Origin of the sequence: Robertmurraya korlensis NBRC 107688 (assembly GCF_001591645.1) — a bacterium.
Lineage (GTDB): Bacteria > Bacillota > Bacilli > Bacillales > Cytobacillaceae > Robertmurraya_A.
Genome location: NZ_BCVH01000001.1, coordinates 161,851 through 180,348 on the forward strand (window position 1 = coordinate 161,851; position 18,498 = coordinate 180,348).

The following is an 18,498-nucleotide window of genomic DNA, read 5'->3' on the forward strand; positions in this document are numbered from 1 at the left end:
GAAAGAATCTTGGATTAACACAATCTTTCCTCTATACTAGGTATAGTTATTTTAAGAAATTAGGAAAGAAGCTTTGGTGGGATTATGCACTATAATGTAAAGATCGATGCGTTTGAGGGACCGCTGGACTTATTATTACACCTCATTAATCGACTAGAAATTGATATTTATGATATTCCGGTATCGCAAATTACGGAACAGTATTTACTATATATACACACGATGAAGGAGCTACAGCTAGATGTAGCCAGTGAGTATTTGGTAATGGCAGCTACATTGCTAGCCATAAAAAGTAAGATGCTACTTCCAAAACATGAGGAAGAGCTTGAAGATGATATGGAATTTGGCTATGAGGAAGACCCGAGAGAAGAATTAATTGAAAAACTAATGGAATACAAGAAATATAAAGAAGCAGCGGGTGATTTAAAGGCTTTGGAGCAGGAAAGAGGATTAATGTTCACAAAGCCCCCTAGCGACCTTTCGGATTATTCGAAAGAGGAGGAAATAGATAGACGACATTTGGATGTGTCCTTGTACGATATGCTAGGGGCATTTCAAAAGCTCCTGCGAAGAAAAAGGCTTCAAAAACCGTTAGCTACTAAAATTACTAGACAAGAAATTCCTATTGAAAAACGAATGGAAGAAATCATGGGTAAGCTACGGGAAGTGAAGGGGAGAATGAGTTTTTATGATTTGTTCCCCATTCAAGAGAAGGATCATATTGTCGTAACTTTTCTCTCTATTTTAGAGCTAATGAAAAGGAAAGAAGTATTTGTAGAGCAAGAAAGCAATTTTTCAGAGATTTTTGTCATAGCGAAGGGTGTTTAAAATTGTCATTGGATATAGTTAATTGGACTGGAATAGTAGAAAGTCTCTTATTCGCTGCAGGTGATGAGGGCTTAACAAATAAGCAAATTGCTACTGTGCTTGAAATAGAGGAGGTCGAGGCAGAACGAATTGTCAGAGACCTAATGGACGAGCTTTCTAGCAACATCAACCGCGGAATAACTGTCGTTCAGCTAGCAGGTACTTACCAGCTGGCAACAAAGAAGGAAAACTCCATCTACTTAAAAAGATTGGTTGAATCACCAAGCACTTCAACTCTTTCTCAGGCTGCGTTAGAAACACTGGCTATCATCGCTTATAAACAGCCAATCACTCGTGCGGAAATAGAGGAAATACGGGGAGTAAAGACGGAACGACCATTACATACATTGGTCGGAAAAGTACTAGTAAAAGAGGTTGGGCGAGCAGAAGGAACGGGAAGGGCTATCCTTTATGGAACAACAAAAGAATTCCTGGACTACTTTGGCCTAAGAAGTATAGAGGAGTTGCCACCATTACCAGAAAAAGTGGATGATGAGTTTGTCCAAGAGGAAGCGGACTTGTTTTTTGAAAAGTTTCAAGAAAATCTGGAATGATAAGTTTACTAACGCATATATTCCTTATTTGTGATAAAATATAATTAATTTTCAGGAAAATGCTTCTAGTTAGAGGCATTTTTAACACAATTGCACCTGCCTCATAAAATGGGGTAAGAAAGGGATGTATGAACGTGTTAATTAAAAGCTGTGTAGGGTACGAGCTGGAAAAAGAAAAATCAAATACTTCGGAGGATTTTTTTAACCGGAGTGAAGTGACTTTTATGGAAGATAATTCAGAGAAAACGTTAGCTATTCTCTATGTTCGTTTTTTTGAGGAGAAGTTACAGGAATTCACTCCATTTACAGCGAATCCTATCCATCAAGAGAATGGACTTGAAATTAATTTAAGGGATATTGTTGCTCTCGTATTATTAATAAAAAATCCAGGTTTTAGACACCGTAAAAGAGTGTATATCAATAATGAGAAAGAATTTGCATCTTACTTTCAAGACATTGATTTTGAAAAGATCATTGACACTGTAAAGAAGGTGAAAAATAATCAAGCTTGCCAGCTTCCTTCTCTCTTGGAATTTTTGCAAGCATAATATTAGTTATCCAATAAAGCCAAACATTCAGAGTTTATTACAAAGGGCAGGGGTGTAGACAGTGGGTAATTCAATGGTGAAAGTTCAAGTGATGGACGTGAAGTCTTTTTTAACAAATACAGTAACAGGTTTAGAGTCTTTCCTAAACAGTACGACAATTGATGGACTGTTGTTAGAAAAACAAGGCGATAAAGAATACTATAAACGTATTGTAGGTAATTTAAGAAAACTGCTTGTATATTGTGAAGAGGGACTAGATGCTTGTGCTGTGATTTTACAGTCTGAGTCTTTTCCAAAAGGAGCAGCTGAAAAGACGCTTTATAGTATTTACCATAAATGTATTGAAGAATTTTTCTCACCAAAGAATGATGTATGGTATGAAGATAGCCGTTCAGCATATACGGGAAAAAACTCAATCAAATTCCAAGGGGATGTTCCTGATAGCATTCTTCAGTTGCTAAAAGGCTTTGAAGGAGAATTCCAGAAGATTCGTGAAGAGCTAGAGTACTATGAAACAGATTATCGAACAAAAATGACTCAATCCAAATAACGACCAATAAGGTCGTTATTTTTTTATACTTTTTTCTTTTGGTGTCAACCAGGCTATTGCTTCATATGCTTTAAGGTAAAACCAATTGGTCCCGAGGTGATAAAATGAATCAGTTCGAAAAGTATGTGAAGGACGTCATCAATTACAACGAAGAGCTTAAAAGATTCCTAGAGCAAGAGCATGTCCCTGAAGAGGATGGATTATGGAGTAAACTGGATCATTTTAGTGAGATTATGGAATATATTTCAAGGAACGGAGATTTATCTCAGGAAGAATTTACGACTGTTCAGGAAAAGGTAGAGGAATTGCATGATGAAATGGAAGCTTATTTTACGAAAAGGCAACAGGTAGGCTCTATTTATTTACATGAACCTTCGGTCAAAGCTGGAGAGCATGTTTTACCAAAACTACCTTACAGTTATGATGCGCTGGAACCATATATTTCAGAAAAAATTATGGAGTTACACCACAGTAAGCATCACCAATCCTATGTAGACGGGTTGAATAAAGCAGAGATAAAGCTTAAGGAAGCACGAGAAAAGAATGATTTTTCTTTAGTGAAACATTGGTCTAGAGAGCTAGCCTTTCACGGATCTGGCCATTACTTACACAGCCTCTTTTGGGAAACAATGAAGCCGAATGGTGGAGGGCAACCGACAGGGAAACTTCTTCAAGAAATGAATGAATATTTTGGGAGTTTTAATGCCTTTAAAAAGCATTTTACAGAAGCAGCAAAAGCTGTAGAAGGAAGTGGTTGGGCGATCTTAGTATGGTCATTAAGGTCACGTCATTTAGAAATCCTTCAATCTGAAAAACATATGAATCTGACCCAATGGGACACGATTCCGCTGTTACCATTAGATGTGTGGGAACACGCATACTATTTGCAATATAACAATAATCGAGCAGATTACGTCTCCAATTGGTGGAATGTAGTCAATTGGAGAAAAGTTGAAGAAAGACTATCACAAGCCTCACAAATTAAATGGAAGCTTTTATAGATACAAGAGTCCACCACTTTTATGCGGGTGGACTCTTTTTGTCATATTCATTTTTATCAAGCATAAACTTGTACAAACATAACTAGGAGACGAGGGTTGAGAATGGCTAGAAATAAAAAGGTATTCATGCTTATTATAATCACCTTTTTGATTCTTTTTCATATTCCAGTGAGTGCTAACACCAATATAAAGGTAAGTTCACAATATGCTGTACTGATTGAACAAAGCTCAGGGAGAGTATTATTTGAAAAGGGTGCACATGAAAAAAGAAGAATTGCCAGTATCACCAAGATCATGACAGCGATACTGGCCATTGAGTCAGGAAAGCTTAATGAGACAGTAAAAGTGAGCAAAAATGCCACAAGGGCCGAAGGTTCATCCTTATATTTGAAGGAGAACGAAGAAGTTAAGCTAGAAGATTTAGTCTACGGCTTAATGCTTCGCTCAGGAAATGATGCTGCAGTGGCGATCGCTGAGTATATTGGGGGGAGTGTGGAGGGGTTTGCATTCTTAATGAATCAGAAAGCAGATGAGATTGGCATGTTACATTCTCATTTTACCAATCCGCATGGTTTAGATGATTCGAATGATCATTACTCAACAGCGTATGACATGGCTATTTTAACAAGATATGCAATGATGAATGAAACTTATAAAGTTATTGCTGGAACGGAAGTACACAGGGCTCCTAATCCCACTGAAAGCTGGGATCGGGTATGGCGCAATAAGAATCGATTGCTGACAGAGCTATACGAATATTGTACGGGTGGTAAGACAGGGTTTACAAAGTTAGCCAAACGTACACTAGTATCAACTGCTACAAAGGATGGAATGGACCTAATTGCTGTTACATTAAACGGTCCAGACGATTGGAATGATCATATTAATATGTTTGAAACAGCTTTTAAGACGTTTGAAATGGTACAAGTTGTTGAAAAGGGAATGATTACTGGAATTCAATCAGATCAGTATAAAAATAAGGCGATTGTAAAACACGACTTTCAGTACCCTGTATTAGAGACAGAAAAAGATGAATTTGAGCTTGAGTATAAATTAAAACAACTAAAGGGTGAAAGAAATATTCCTGAAGTAATTGGGGAAGTAATCATTACCTTTAATGACAAACTGATTAAAACAATGCCAATCTATTATTCCACTGAAAAAGAAGAAACAACCTTTTTTGAATCGTTTAAGAAAGTATTTACTACGATGATAGGCGTGAACGCTAATGGTTAATATTATTTGGGTGTGCTTAACCGTTATTGGAATATTATTTGCGATGGTTAACGGGACGATGTCTGAAGTAAATGAGGCAATTTTTAGTGGAGCCAAAGAAGCGGTTACTTTATGTATTGGTCTAATAAGTATACTTGTTTTCTGGCTCGGAATGATGAAGATAGCGGAAGAAGCTGGATTACTAAATAAATTATCAAATTTATTTAAGCCAATTATAACAAGATTATTTCCGGAAATACCCCACAATCATCCAGCAATGGGGTATATCCTATCGAATATGATGGCCAATATGTTCGGACTTGGTAACGCGGCCACTCCTCTTGGCATTAAGGCCATGGAAGAAATGAAAAAAATTAATGGAGGTAAGAGTGAAGCAAGTCGCTCCATGATAACATTTCTGGCCATTAATACTTCAAGTATTACGCTCATTCCAACCACAGTTATCGCAATAAGGATGAATTATAATTCAGCCTCTCCTACGGATATTGTCGGTCCAACCCTGATTGCAACCATATGTTCCTCCATAGGTGCAATCCTCATTGATCGTTTTTTCTACTACCGAAGAAGCCGTAAAGGATGATGTATAAATGGGTATCGTTACAGCTATTTCATTATGGTTTATTCCTGTATTGATCGCTGTTATTCTACTATACGGAACGTATAAACAGGTTCCTACATATGAAAGCTTTGTTGAAGGTGGGAAAGAGGGAATTAAGATTGCCGTCTCTATCATTCCTTTTTTAGTTGGAATGCTCGTAGCCATTTCCGTTTTTCGTGCATCGGGTGCTTTGGAGTATTTTATGGGGTTTTTAAAACCCACACTAGAAGCAGTCGGTGTACCGCCTGAAATTGCTCCGCTAGCCATAATTCGTCCCATCTCCGGAACGGCTGCATTAGGGATGACGAGTGATTTGATGGCACAGCATGGACCTGACTCGTATATCGGAAGATTAGCAGCCACCTTACAAGGGAGTACGGATACTACCTTCTATGTGTTAACCGTATATTTTGGTGCCGTTGGAATCAAAAAGATGGGAGATGCATTGAAAGTGGGGCTTCTTGCTGATTTAGTAGGAATAATCGCTGCCATTGTTGTAGTTACAATCGTATTTGGGTATTAAAATAAAAGAAGGTACTCTCCAGTTATATGGGGAGTATCTTTTTTTACTATTCTTATTTTGTACAGGTTACTTTGAAATAACGAAAATATATGTCATAATGCTAGAGGAGTAAACCGTTACAGGAAACACATACAATGAGGTGACATAGATGGAAAGATTACAGAAGGTAATTGCACACGCAGGGATTGCGTCAAGAAGAAAAGCAGAACAATTAATTGAAGAAGGACATGTTCGAGTGAATGGGAAAGTTGTAAAGGAGCTAGGAATAAAGGTTTCTTCATCAGATAAAGTGGAAGTCGATGGGATTCCTCTTGAAAGAGAAGAGCCAGTTTACTTTATGCTTTATAAACCTAGAGGGGTCATTTCAAGTGTTAATGATGATAAAGGTAGAAAAGTGGTTACAGACTTCTTCCCAATGATTGAACAGCGAATCTATCCAGTTGGAAGGTTAGATTATGATACGTCTGGTCTTTTGATATTAACTAACGATGGAGAATTTGCCAATACACTTATGCACCCTAGTAATCAAATTGATAAAGTGTATGTCGCCAAGGTTAAGGGGATTCCTACAAGAGAAGCTTTGAAGACTCTTGAAAGAGGGGTGCGCTTAGAGGATGGAAAAACAGCCCCAGCTAGGGTGAAGATGCAAACGGTCGACAAGAAAAAGCAAACGGCCATTGTTGAAATTACTATCCATGAAGGAAGAAATAGACAGGTTAGAAGGATGTTTGAAGCAGTAGGGAATCCTGTCTTAAAATTAAAACGGGAGCGTTATGGCTTTCTTACTCTTCAAGGATTAAAAGTGGGCGATGCGAGAGAGCTTTCTCCGCATGAGGTAAAACAATTACGTACACTTGCACTTAAAAAATAGAAAAAAGTTCATAGAAGTGTCACAGTCTTTTGAGAGCGATAACAATATGAGTATGTTGAAAAATGATATAATAAAGCAAATTGTGCAATTTTGACTGACTGTGAATGGGGGAGGAACCAAATGAAAAAGCAGAGGCTTATCATTAGAACGGTCATATTACTGCTTCTTGGCGCTGCGGTTGCCTATACACTTTACGCCAATTTTACAAAGGACGAGGTACAAAAGGTCGAGGTCGGAAAAAAAGCACCTGACTTTGTGCTTACTGACCTTAATGGGGAAAAACATCAGCTTTCTGACTATGAAGGAGAAGGTGTTCTGTTAAATTTCTGGGCAACTTGGTGCAAGCCGTGTGAGAAAGAAATGCCATTCCTAAATAGCCAGTATCAAGCATATAAAGATCAAGGGGTACATGTAATTGCAGTGAATGTTGGGGAATCACAAGTTGCGGTATCCGACTTTTCCAAACGATATGATTTACAATTTCCAATTGTTCTAGACAAAGACACCCAAGTGATGACTGCATATGGAGTAGATCCACTTCCAATCACGTTTTTAATTGATAAACAAGGGAATGTGGTAGAAATACATAAGGGGCAGATCATTGCTGAGGCTGACGTTACAGAGATGATGGAGAAGATAAAACCATAGGGTATGAGGAGATTTTGCAATGAATCAAGTTAAATGCGAGTGTGGTCATGTTAATCCACATGGCACCATCCTCTGTGAGGCATGTGGGAAAATCATTGAGGATGGGACTCAAATCACAGCAGAAGCGGTAATAGACATGCGCTATGAAGGAAGTGCAAGAAGGTCACAAACATATAATAAGTCAATGATTGATAAGATTTGGAACTTTTTCTCATCGGTAAAAGTAGGGGTTTGGCTAATTATCGTGACACTTATTGCTTCTTCCTTAGGAACTATTCTACCGCAAGAAATGTATATTCCTAATATTATGCCTGTTGCAGAATACTATGAGGATCAATATGGCTGGTTTGGTAGATTGTATTATGATCTTGGCTTTCATAATTTATATAGTTCATGGTGGTACTTGCTATTAGTTGCATCAATCGGAGTGTCGCTCGTTATCTGCAGTCTGGACCGTGTGATTCCATTGTATAGGGCACTGAACAAACAACGAGTCATACGACATGAAAGCTTTTTACAAAGACAGAGAATGTTTGGAACTACAAGCGGTTCTGTAAATGAAAAATCTTATGAATTAGCGATACAACAATTAAAGAAGAAACGCTATCACATACGAGAAGACAATGGGAATATTTTAGCTGAAAAAGGCCGTTTTTCTAGGTGGGGCCCTTATGTTAATCACGTTGGCTTAATTATTTTTCTCATTGGTAGTATGCTCAGATTTGTCCCAGGAATGTACATTGATGAAGTACTTTGGGTACGAGAAGGGGAAACAAAAGTGATTCCGGAGACGGATGGGCAATATTATTTGAAGAATGTTGACTTCAAGCTTGAGGTATATGATAAGGAAAAAGACAATGAGGCGTTTGGGGATGCACTAGATAAAACAGGAATGGTTGCTAAGAACTATCAATCTGATGTGATTCTTTATAAAACAAAGGGGAATACAGTTGCAGGTGAGGAACCAGAGTTAGAGGAAGTAGATTCGAGTAGTATTCGAGTGAATGAACCGTTAAAGTTTGAAAAATTTGCTCTTTATCAGGTGAATTATAAACTTGATGAATTGTCTAAAATGTCTTTCTTACTAACAAATAAGAGCACTAGTGAAACATTTGGTGATATTACAGTTAACCTTTACGATCCTGAAAAAGTATATGAGCTTGGTAACGGTTATTCTGTGCAGCTGATGAGTTATTTTCCTGACTTTGAATTTGGTGATGATGGGAATCCAACTACGAAGTCCAAAGTTCCAAACAATCCAGCTTTCGTATTTAAAATGTTTTCACCAGAGAAACCTGAAGGGGAAGTTAGTTTTGTTGCTATTCAGCAAACGATTGAACCTTTAGGTGATAATGAATATAAGATGGCTTTTAATGGAATTGAAACAAAAGATGTTACCGGACTCACCGTTCGTAAAGATTTAACTCTTTGGATCATTGGATTGGGTGGGTTGATCTTCATGATTGGTGTTGTTCAGGGCGCTTATTGGAACCATCGTCGCATATGGATTCAGCGTAAAGGAGATGAGGTTTGGGTAGCTGCACATACGAATAAGAACTGGTTTGGTCTAAAAAAAGAAATACAATTGGTCTTGGCGGGTACAGAGATAAATGAACCATCCGATCAATTGAAGGATAACCAGGTGGACGAGGGGGAAACGGATTGATCACTTTAAGTGAAAATCTATTATATATTGCGTTTGTACTTTATTTGCTTTCTATTCCGTTTTTTGGAGGAGCAATTAAGCAAAAGAAAAATTTAGGACATCAGCAAAATAGTAGTAAGTCGGCGAACATTGGAATTGTCATTTCCATCCTAGGATTTGCTGCACAGCTCGGTTTCTTTTTTACAAGATGGTCAATTGCCGGACATGCTCCGGTAAGTAATCTATTTGAATTTACAACCTTTTTTGGAATGTGTTTAGTTGGTGCTTTTATCATCATTTATTTTATTTACAAGACGCCTTTATTAGGATTATTTACAATGCCAATTGCGTTATTAGTGATTGCTTTTGCAAGCATGTTCCCAACGGATATCTCCCCACTAATTCCAGCTTTACAAAGTGATTGGCTTCATATTCATGTAACAACTGTAGCATTAGGTGAAGCGATTCTAGCTGTTAGCTTTGGAGCGGCATTAATTTATTTGGTAAAAGTGATTGATCAAACAAAAAATAGTAAAAGTACAACTTGGTTAGAAGTAGTGATGTATGGTTTAATCGCTACATTGGGATTTGTCATCGTTGTATCAGCATTTTCGTTTGCTGATTATAAGGCAGAATTTAATTGGATTGATAAAAATGACAATGAAGCAAAGGTTGAGTATCATTTGCCTGCTATAGTTGGTCCAAATCAAGGAGAGCTTTTAACAGCAGAAAGAATGGAACCACTTGTATCAGTACCAGGAATTATCAATGCGAAAAAGCTTAATACGGTCATTTGGTCCTTTGGTGCTGGCCTCATTTTATATGCTATCTTACGCTTGATTTTGCGGAAAAGAATTGGGGCAGCATTGAAACCACTTACAAAAAATATTAATCTAGACCTAGTAGATGAAATCAGTTACCGTTCGGTTTTAATCGGTTTTCCAGTGTTTACATTAGGAGGACTTGTTTTTGCCATGATCTGGGCACAAATTGCTTGGACGCGTTTTTGGGGCTGGGATCCTAAAGAGGTTTGGGCACTTATTACCTGGTTATTTTATGCAGCATTTTTACATCTACGCTTATCTAAAGGGTGGCATGGAGAAAAGTCCGCGTGGCTAGCTGTTATTGGGTTCATCATTATTATGTTTAATTTAGTTGCTGTTAATCTTGTTATTGCAGGACTTCATTCTTACGCAGGATCCTAAATGAAGATTTCCATAGCCCTTCACTTTTTGTGGGGGCTGTTTTCTAAACACACTTTCGTAAATAAATGCTAGGGGGATTGTCCAATGGAAAAAGAAGTTAAGATACTAATTGTAGATGACGAAGAAAGAATTCGCCGATTATTAAAAATGTACTTAGAGCGTGAAAATTATATTATTGATGAAGCTGAAGACGGGAATGAGGCATTGCTGAAAGCTACAAGCAATGACTATGATGTCATTCTTCTTGACTTAATGATGCCAGGTAAGGATGGAATTGAAGTTTGTCGAGAACTTCGTGAAAAGAAGGCAACTCCGGTTATTATGCTTACGGCTAAAGGTGAGGAAGTGAATCGTGTCCAAGGATTTGAAGTGGGTACAGATGACTATATTGTGAAACCGTTTAGCCCAAGAGAAGTGGTATTACGTGTGAAAGCATTACTGCGTCGTTCCTCTAGCACGAGCTATCTGCATACAGAAACAACGGCAAAAGATGTGATTGTTTTTCCTCATTTAACCATTGATAATGATGCACACCGTGTTTTAGCAGATGGAAAAGAAGTGAGCCTTACACCAAAAGAGTATGAGTTATTATATTTCTTAGCTAAATCTCCAGATAAGGTGTTTGATCGTGAACAACTACTTAAAGAGGTTTGGCATTACGAGTTTTTTGGAGACTTACGAACTGTTGATACCCATGTAAAACGTTTGCGAGAAAAATTAAATAAAGTATCTGAGCAAGCGGCGAGAATGATCGTAACTGTATGGGGTGTTGGTTATAAGTTCGAAGTAGTCAGTGAATAATGTTTTGGCGTAGTGTTGTAGGGAAACTATGGTTCACTATTCTCCTGCTAGTATCATTTGTACTATTTCTTTTAACTGTATTGTTACTTGAGTTTTTTGAGAATTATCATATAAAAGAGACAGAGGGAAGTTTAACCAATCTCGCTTCTAATATGGCACATTTTGTAGAGGACCAGGAATTAGAAATCGGATTACAAATTTCATGGGAGCTACTCGATGATGTAACCGGAGCCATGGTTATAAAAAACGAGAATGAATGGTACTATTCTCCAGAAATTCCAGAGTCGTTAGAACTTCCGGTAAGTTTCTTCCTTGAAGACACAGAGTTATCAAAGGTTTTGGAACAGCAAAAAACAGCAAAAAAAATAGTTGAGATTCCTTTATCTAAAGGAGACTCTAGTATATTAATTATTGGAGTACCGATTGCAAATCTAGCTGGTGAAACCGGTGCAGTATATATTTTTCAATCTTTACAGGCTGTTCAAGAAACAACGGAATCAACAACGAAGTTTATCCTCTTAGCTGCTGGGATTGCCATAATATTAACTACTATCTTTGCTTTCTTCTTATTAACTCGTATCACAGCACCACTTCGAAAAATGAGGGAGGCTGTTGTTGAGGCAGCAAGAGGAAAGTTCGATACGAAGGTTCCTATTCTCACTAGGGATGAAATAGGAGAGCTAGCAACGGCCTTCAACCAAATGGGAAGACAATTAAAGTTTAATATGAATGCGTTAAGCCAGGAAAAAGAGCAGTTATCGAGTATTCTAAGTAGTATGGCTGATGGAGTAATTACGTTTAATAGAGATGGTACGATTTTAATAACAAACCCTCCCGCTGAACGTTTTTTACAGCATTGGTATTTTACTCTAGAAGGAAAATCGGTTCAGGCTGAAGCGGTTCCGCAGGATGTGATGGAGCTTTTCCAATGGGCAGTAGACATGGAGCAGGAACAAGTAGGAGAATTCTCCATTCAAGGTCGTCATTGGGTAGTTATAGTGAGTCCTCTCTATAATAATACCTTCATACGTGGGGCAGTTGCCGTCGTACGTGATATGACTGAAGAGAGACAGCTCGATAAGCTTAGGAAAGATTTTATTGCGAATGTATCCCATGAGCTCCGAACTCCTATTTCCATGCTTCAAGGGTATAGTGAGGCCATTGTGGATGATATTGCTGAAACGACTGAAGAAAAGAAAGAAATGGCAAGAGTTATTTACGATGAATCATTACGAATGGGACGTCTAGTGAATGAGTTATTAGACCTTGCTCGTATGGAGGCAGGACATATTCAGTTGACTAGTGATCATGTTGAAATCGACTCGTATGTTCAAAGAATTATTCGTAAATTCCAAGGACTTGCAAAAGAAAAAGGGATACAGCTACTATATGAGCATGATTTAAAATACTCGACCTATTTTTTTGATCCAGACCGTATTGAACAGGTTTTAACGAATCTTATTGATAATGCGATTCGACATACGCCAGAAAGTGGAATCGTGAAGCTTATAGCAAAAACCGATGATCAAAACTTTCATGTAGAGGTTAGTGATTCTGGTTCTGGAATTTCGGAGGAAGACCTGCCATTTGTGTTTGAACGTTTTTATAAAGCGGACAAAGCGAGAACAAGAGGGAGATCTGGTACCGGATTAGGATTAGCGATTGCAAGGAATATTATTCAGGCCCACAAAGGCGATATTACGGTGCAAAGCAAATTAGATCATGGTACGACATTTAGCTTCCAAATCCCTCGAATGGGCGAATAATTTGCTAAAGAATGCCGAAAATTCTTGATTCACGGGAAACAAGCGCTATTAAATACTTGCATATGTAGGGAAGGATTTAGGTAAATAAATCCTTCCTTTTTAATTAGATTGATAATATATTTAAAGTGTAACTTTTTATACATAAAGAACGACTAATTAGATGAACGGGGAGGGGAACCCGGTGAACTCGATTTTTGACGAGTTATACGAAAAATATCATCAAGATGTTTTTCAATTCTTGTTTTACATGGTGAAGAACCGTGAACAGGCTGAGGATCTTGTTCAAGAAGTTTATATAAGAGTACTTAAAGCGTATAAAAACTTCGAAGGAAAAAGTAGTGAAAAGACTTGGCTTTTCTCGATTGCAAGGAATGTGGCTATCGATTCATTTAGAAAGCAAAAAGGATGGAAGCAAAGGATCATTGAAAAATTTGATTGGTCGACGCAGCAAGTGAAAGATATGCATCCTATTCCGGAAGAGATTGCGATGCAAAGGGAAGAATACCAATATATCTACCAATGCTTGGATCATTGTACAGTCGATCAGCGTATCGTAATTATCATGAGGTTTATTCAAGAGCTTTCAATCGCTGAAACCGCAGAGGCATTAAATTGGACCGAAAGTAAAGTGAAAACAACACAGCACCGTGCATTAAAGGTATTAAAAAAGGAAATGGAACAACTACTAGAAAAGGAGGGGAATCGATGAAAAAGATAAGTGATGAACAACTAGAAGAATGGTTACGTGAAATGCCAAAGCTTAACGATCATCGTGATCCTCATGACATATACGAAAATATTTCAAAAAAGCTAGAACAACGACCACGTAAAACCTGGATTATTCCATCGTTTGCAACTGCAGCAGCTGTATTTTTAGTAGCCATACTCTTCTTTAATGTAGTTGATGGTGGAATCTCCTCCAATCATTCAGCAGATAAGAGCACACAGGAAGAAGCGGCAACAGAACAGAATGCTTCTTTAAAGAAGGAAGAATCTACTGTCGATAACAAAGCGAGGATGGATGTAGGAAACATAGAAAATGCAAATGAAACGAATGATATTACGTTTCAAGCGACCGAAGAACCAATAACTGCGATTTATGCTGAGGACGTAGGAGCAATGGAAGTTTTTACGTTAGCTATACCAGAAAGCCAAGGACAAAATGTCATTCCTGTTAGCTTCCTTGTTGAACCTGTAGACCCATCGGAAAAGCTCGGAAAATTAGAAGAAGTCATGGCTAGCATCGACGAGAAAGAGTGGGGACTAAATGAATATTACCCATTACAGGCCGATTTAGAGATTGATCAGGCAAGTAACTCATTGAAAGTTGATGTTGCTTCTGACCATCCGTATCAATATGGAAGTACTTCACAAGAGATTTTTGAAAAGGTGATTCAACAGCTATTGCATTCTATGGACCTAGATCAAGCGGTATTTACGACGGATGATACAGAAATGGGTATCAACTTAGGCAATGATGTTGTAAATTCAATAACAAAAGCAGAACCTTTAAATCGTACTTTTTATCTTTTTTACTCAAATGAACTACCATTTCTAGTTCCTTATACTGTATCTTACACCACAATTGAAGAAGCCTTTGAAGCAATGAAAACAAATGTGGAAACACATAACCTAAGAGCTCCATTATTAGTTGATCAAATCCAAACAGTCACTATAGATGAAACGAATACCATGGTTACCATTACATTGAACAAAGGGATAAATATAGAGGATACACTTGAAACGATTCGATCTATTGAAGCCATTCTTTTAACAGTGAAGAGCTTTGGCTATGAAAAAGTAAAATTTAATAATACACCGATTGATTATGTAGGAAGATTCTTTTTAAAAGAAGAAATACAGGTACCAATTGCTGCTAATAAAAAATCTATCGAATAAATACTAGAGAAGATCAGCACTAGTTGCTGATCTTTTTTTCTATATTTCATGAATAAATAAAAAGACTTCGTCCAAATAATAACAAATGTGTTTTTATAATCACTCACACTTCTGGTAGTGAGGTATTTAAAAGGAGGCTACTTCCTTAGTTGTACTTTTTAAAAGATAGAGGTCTATTCTTAGACATGCTGTCATAGAGTGAAAAAGGAGAGTACATAACAAGGAGGAAAAAAATGCGAGACTACATAAAACGTTTTTTGATTGCGGGATTAATGGCATTATGTGTCACATTGCTATTTCTTGGAGGAAAACACTCTCAAGCAAGTATAAATATTAGCCAGGAGACCACTGATTGGATTTGGCCGGCTGATGGGATGATCACCGATACATACGGAACAAGAAGAGGAAACCATAAGGGAATTGATATAGCTTCTTCCCTAGGAACACCAATCTACTCAGTTGATGGTGGAGTAGTAACTAAATCTTATTATTCGGGTTCATATGGACATGTTATCTTTGTTAAACATCAAAATAATATAGAAACGGTTTATGCCCATTTAAAAGCAAGATTTGTAAATGCTGGAGATACAGTAACCGCAGGTCAACAACTTGGTGAAATGGGAAGCACTGGTGATTCCTCGGGTGTACACCTACATTTTGAGGTTCATCTCAATGAGTGGACAGTTGATAAAAGAAATGCAGTTAATCCAGTATTAGCATTAGGTGAGGTAAAAGTTGGACAAGAAGTAGCAGCCTTACAAAAAGAGAAAAAAGACTCTAGCGTATTAGAGGCGGTTGCAAAAACAAGACTATATGAAGGACATGGAAAATCCTATAATGAAAATGACGAGCAGGAAAGCGTTGTATTATCTGCGGAAAAAGTAGAATCAACCATTACACATACCGTGCAAACTGGAGAAACTCTATCGTCTATAGCTCAGAAATATAATATAAATCTAAATGCCATTAAGTCTGCAAATCATCTTACAAGCGATACAATAGTTGTTAATCAAACGCTTACCATTGATGAATCATATACAAATAAGTACGTTGTTCAAGAAGGGGATACACTAGAAGAAATTGCTCATAAAACAGGAATGACTGTTGAACAGCTAAAACAGGTCAATCAGCTTCAAAATGATATCATTGTTCCAAGACAAGTATTGCAATTAGAATAATATGAATTGGCATTGCGACAGCCTCTGAATCGGTATATAATAGAAAGAAAATTCTAAAAAGAGGCTGGTTGGATGTTAACAGATTATCATAATCATTTAGAGACAGGGACATTAACGTTAGATTATTTAAAGAAATTTACCGATGAGGCAAAAGCAAAGGGAATTGGCCAATTTGGTATTTCTGAGCATGCCTATCATTTCTATCAAACGGCAGATATTCTTCAAAACCCGTGGGTAAATGAACGTAGATACTACGATATGAAAGATTATGTGAATTTATTTCATGAGGCATGGAATAATGAAATAGATGTAAAAATGTCAATTGAGATGGATTATACGCCTGGAAAACATGCGGAAATGGAAGCTTTTATTAAGAGTTATGACTTTGATTATGTCATCGGTTCGATTCACTGGGTAGATGACTTTGGAATTGATTTAAAGGAGTATATTCATGAATGGGAAAAGCGAGATCTTCATGAAGTATACAGAAATTACTTTCAGCAGGTCGTTACATTAGCAGAGTCAAATCTATTTGATATCGTTGGCCATTTGGATTTAGTGAAAATATTCAAATACATACCAAAGGAAGAAGAGTTTTTACTAGAGCAGTATGATAAGGCTACTACAGCACTAGCGAACTCGAAAACATGTGTAGAAATAAGCACAGCGGGTTTACGGAAGCCTATAGGTGAATTGTATCCTGATAAAAGATTATTACAAATGTGTTTCGATAAAAACGTTCCAATTGTATTGTCCTCTGATGCCCATTTTCCTGAGCATGTAGGGGCTGATTTCGATAAGGCACTGGTTCTTGCAAAAGAAGTAGGATATAAAGAAATTATGACGTTCTCAAAAGGTGAGCGTAAAATACATCCATTAGGATAAGAAAAAGATCGGAGGAAAAACCTCCGATCTTTTTATAGGTTGATTCGATTAATCGACACAATATCATCTAGAGCTGCCAGAGTGGCAATCTGTTGGTCATCTAATGCTTTATCAAAAGAAAGAACCATGATGGCTTCTCCGCCTGCTTGCTTTCTGCCTACTTGCATGGTTGCAATATTTATTTCTTGATCACCGAGAATTTTGCCCACACGTCCAACGACACCAGGACGGTCCATATGCTGGATATAAAGCATATTCCCTTCAGGTAGGAAGTCGATTACAAAGTCATTTAAGTACACAATTCTTGGTCCGTAGTGGTCAATAAATGTACCTCTCACCGTAAACTGATGGTTTTCAGCCTTGGCAGTTACAGTGATGCTGTTAGCATAACCAAAAGTATTAGTAGAGATCTTCTCACCTATGGTAATTCCTCTTTCCTTAGCAGCTAATAACGCATTTACTTCATTGACGTTTACATCAATTCTATTTTTAAAGAATCCTGAGAGGACAGCTTTTGTTAAGTAAGATGTTTCAAGTTCAGTTACTGTGCCAGAGTAGGTAATAGAGATTTCATTTACTCCCTGTTTCATGCATTGTGACAAGATCGTTCCTATTTGCTTAGATAACTGGTGGAAAGGTTTAATCTTTTCAAAAATATCCTTTGACATAGCCGGTAAGTTAATAGAATTTAATACTGGTTTGCCTTCAAAGTACATACGAACTTCTTTTGCAACCTGTGTGGCTACATTTAATTGAGCTTCCTTAGTAGACGCACCTAAGTGTGGTGTTACGATAACATTATCAAATTTAAATAACGGATGTTCTCCAGGTGGTTCTACTTCAAATACATCAATAGCAGCTCCTGCGACATGACCATTTCCAACAAACTTCGCTAACGCTAGTTCATCAATGATTCCTCCACGTGCACAGTTAAGGAAGTATACCCCTTTTTTTGTTTTACTTAATGTGTCTTCGTTAATAAGTCCTTTTGTTTCTGGTGTTAATGGTGTATGAACAGTAATAATATCTGCTTCTGCCAATACTTCCTCTAGACTTCCATGAGAAACTCCGAGCTTAGCTGCTCGCTCTTTTGTTAAGAAAGGGTCATATACTTTTACATTCATCCCGAACACTTTTGCTCTTTTGGCTAACTCAGATCCAATCCGACCCATCCCGACGATTCCGAGAGTCTTTCCATAAAGTTCAGTACCGATAAATGCATTTCGTTTCCACTCAAGGTTTTTGACCGATTGATGGGCTTGAGGGATATTTCTCATTAACGATGCCATCATTGCAAAGGTATGTTCAGCCGTAGAAATGGTATTCCCATCTGGAGCGTTGACGACAATAATTCCTCTTTTTGTAGCTGCATTCACATTGATGTTGTCGACACCAACACCAGCACGTGCGATAATTTTTAATTGTGGCATTTTTTCTAGTAACTCTTCTGTAACAGTTGTGGCACTTCTAACTAATAGTGCATCAATTTTTTCTAAGTCAACCTCTGGATCATTAATTTTTTTCTGAATTAAGGTTCCATCTTTAAAATCTAATAGGGGAGAAAGTCCTTCCTCATTTATTGCATCGGCCACCAAAATTTGAAACATTCAAAACACCTACCCAATTATCAATTTTCTGATTATTTTACAAGGCGAACATTTATCTGTCAATGTACTATAGTGTTAGGAAGTAGAATGTAATCGCTTTAATGATTTAAAGTCAC

The 18,498-nt window shown here is 37.5% G+C and carries 19 protein-coding genes; 18 read left to right on the top strand and 1 reads right to left on the bottom strand.

The window, feature by feature from the left end:
- The first annotated feature begins 84 nt into the window (after nucleotides 1-84).
- The 18 genes from BKO01S_RS00765 (at nucleotide 85) to BKO01S_RS00850 (ending at nucleotide 16,775) form a co-directional block, all read left to right on the top strand.
- Complete coding sequence (locus BKO01S_RS00765) at nucleotides 85-828, top strand: segregation/condensation protein A (RefSeq protein ID WP_066047437.1); 744 nt, start codon at nucleotides 85-87, stop codon at nucleotides 826-828.
- Between the two features lie 8 nt (nucleotides 829-836).
- Nucleotides 837-1,421, top strand: coding sequence for an SMC-Scp complex subunit ScpB (gene scpB / locus BKO01S_RS00770; RefSeq protein WP_066049446.1), 585 nt, complete (start codon nucleotides 837-839; stop codon nucleotides 1,419-1,421).
- 128 nt (nucleotides 1,422-1,549) lie between these two features.
- The gene (locus BKO01S_RS00775; RefSeq protein WP_066047440.1) at nucleotides 1,550-1,969 is read left to right on the top strand and encodes a hypothetical protein; all 420 of its coding nucleotides are present in this window, start codon (nucleotides 1,550-1,552) and stop codon (nucleotides 1,967-1,969) included.
- A gap of 61 nt (nucleotides 1,970-2,030) precedes the next feature.
- On the top strand, nucleotides 2,031-2,519 hold the full coding sequence (locus tag BKO01S_RS00780) for a YpuI family protein (protein ID WP_066047443.1): 489 nt from the start codon (nucleotides 2,031-2,033) through the stop codon (nucleotides 2,517-2,519).
- 104 nt (nucleotides 2,520-2,623) lie between these two features.
- Nucleotides 2,624-3,520, top strand: coding sequence for a superoxide dismutase (locus BKO01S_RS00785; protein WP_066047446.1), 897 nt, complete (start codon nucleotides 2,624-2,626; stop codon nucleotides 3,518-3,520).
- Between the two features lie 102 nt (nucleotides 3,521-3,622).
- Entirely contained in the window at nucleotides 3,623-4,756 is a 1,134-nt protein-coding gene (locus BKO01S_RS00790; RefSeq protein WP_066047449.1) for a D-alanyl-D-alanine carboxypeptidase family protein, read from the top strand.
- On the top strand, nucleotides 4,749-5,336 hold the full coding sequence (locus BKO01S_RS00795; RefSeq protein ID WP_066047452.1) for a nucleoside recognition domain-containing protein: 588 nt from the start codon (nucleotides 4,749-4,751) through the stop codon (nucleotides 5,334-5,336). The genes BKO01S_RS00790 and BKO01S_RS00795 overlap by 8 nt, the downstream gene beginning before the upstream one ends.
- Nucleotides 5,337-5,343: 7 nt before the next feature.
- Entirely contained in the window at nucleotides 5,344-5,877 is a 534-nt protein-coding gene (locus tag BKO01S_RS00800) for a spore maturation protein (protein ID WP_066047455.1), read from the top strand.
- Between the two features lie 148 nt (nucleotides 5,878-6,025).
- On the top strand, nucleotides 6,026-6,748 hold the full coding sequence (gene rluB / locus BKO01S_RS00805) for a 23S rRNA pseudouridine(2605) synthase RluB (protein WP_066047458.1): 723 nt from the start codon (nucleotides 6,026-6,028) through the stop codon (nucleotides 6,746-6,748).
- A gap of 120 nt (nucleotides 6,749-6,868) precedes the next feature.
- Entirely contained in the window at nucleotides 6,869-7,396 is a 528-nt protein-coding gene (resA, locus tag BKO01S_RS00810; protein ID WP_066047462.1) for a thiol-disulfide oxidoreductase ResA, read from the top strand.
- Between the two features lie 19 nt (nucleotides 7,397-7,415).
- Entirely contained in the window at nucleotides 7,416-9,062 is a 1,647-nt protein-coding gene (gene resB, locus BKO01S_RS00815; RefSeq protein ID WP_066047466.1) for a cytochrome c biogenesis protein ResB, read from the top strand.
- Entirely contained in the window at nucleotides 9,059-10,246 is a 1,188-nt protein-coding gene (ccsB, locus tag BKO01S_RS00820) for a c-type cytochrome biogenesis protein CcsB (protein WP_066047469.1), read from the top strand. Before resB ends, ccsB begins: the two co-directional genes overlap by 4 nt.
- An 84-nt stretch (nucleotides 10,247-10,330) precedes the next feature.
- Nucleotides 10,331-11,047 carry a response regulator transcription factor gene (locus BKO01S_RS00825; RefSeq protein ID WP_066047472.1) on the top strand — a complete coding sequence of 239 codons (717 nt, stop codon included), beginning with the start codon at nucleotides 10,331-10,333 and terminating at the stop codon, nucleotides 11,045-11,047.
- A complete protein-coding gene (locus BKO01S_RS00830) occupies nucleotides 11,044-12,813 on the top strand; it encodes an ATP-binding protein (RefSeq protein ID WP_066047475.1) in 1,770 nt (589 codons plus the stop codon). The genes BKO01S_RS00825 and BKO01S_RS00830 overlap by 4 nt, the downstream gene beginning before the upstream one ends.
- Nucleotides 12,814-12,994: 181 nt before the next feature.
- Nucleotides 12,995-13,522 (top strand): RNA polymerase sigma factor SigX, encoded by a 528-nt coding sequence (gene sigX, locus BKO01S_RS00835; RefSeq protein ID WP_066047478.1) that lies wholly within the window; start codon nucleotides 12,995-12,997, stop codon nucleotides 13,520-13,522.
- A complete protein-coding gene (locus BKO01S_RS00840) occupies nucleotides 13,519-14,712 on the top strand; it encodes an RsiX family anti-sigma factor (RefSeq protein WP_066047481.1) in 1,194 nt (397 codons plus the stop codon). Before sigX ends, BKO01S_RS00840 begins: the two co-directional genes overlap by 4 nt.
- Before the next feature lie 233 nt (nucleotides 14,713-14,945).
- Entirely contained in the window at nucleotides 14,946-15,890 is a 945-nt protein-coding gene (locus BKO01S_RS00845; protein WP_066047484.1) for a peptidoglycan DD-metalloendopeptidase family protein, read from the top strand.
- A gap of 72 nt (nucleotides 15,891-15,962) precedes the next feature.
- A complete protein-coding gene (locus BKO01S_RS00850) occupies nucleotides 15,963-16,775 on the top strand; it encodes a histidinol-phosphatase HisJ family protein (protein ID WP_066047487.1) in 813 nt (270 codons plus the stop codon).
- A gap of 32 nt (nucleotides 16,776-16,807) precedes the next feature.
- On the opposite strand, the gene serA is transcribed toward BKO01S_RS00850, so the two are convergent.
- Nucleotides 16,808-18,382, bottom strand: coding sequence for a phosphoglycerate dehydrogenase (gene serA / locus BKO01S_RS00855; protein WP_066047490.1), 1,575 nt, complete (start codon nucleotides 18,380-18,382; stop codon nucleotides 16,808-16,810).
- Between the last annotated feature and the right edge of the window lie 116 nt (nucleotides 18,383-18,498).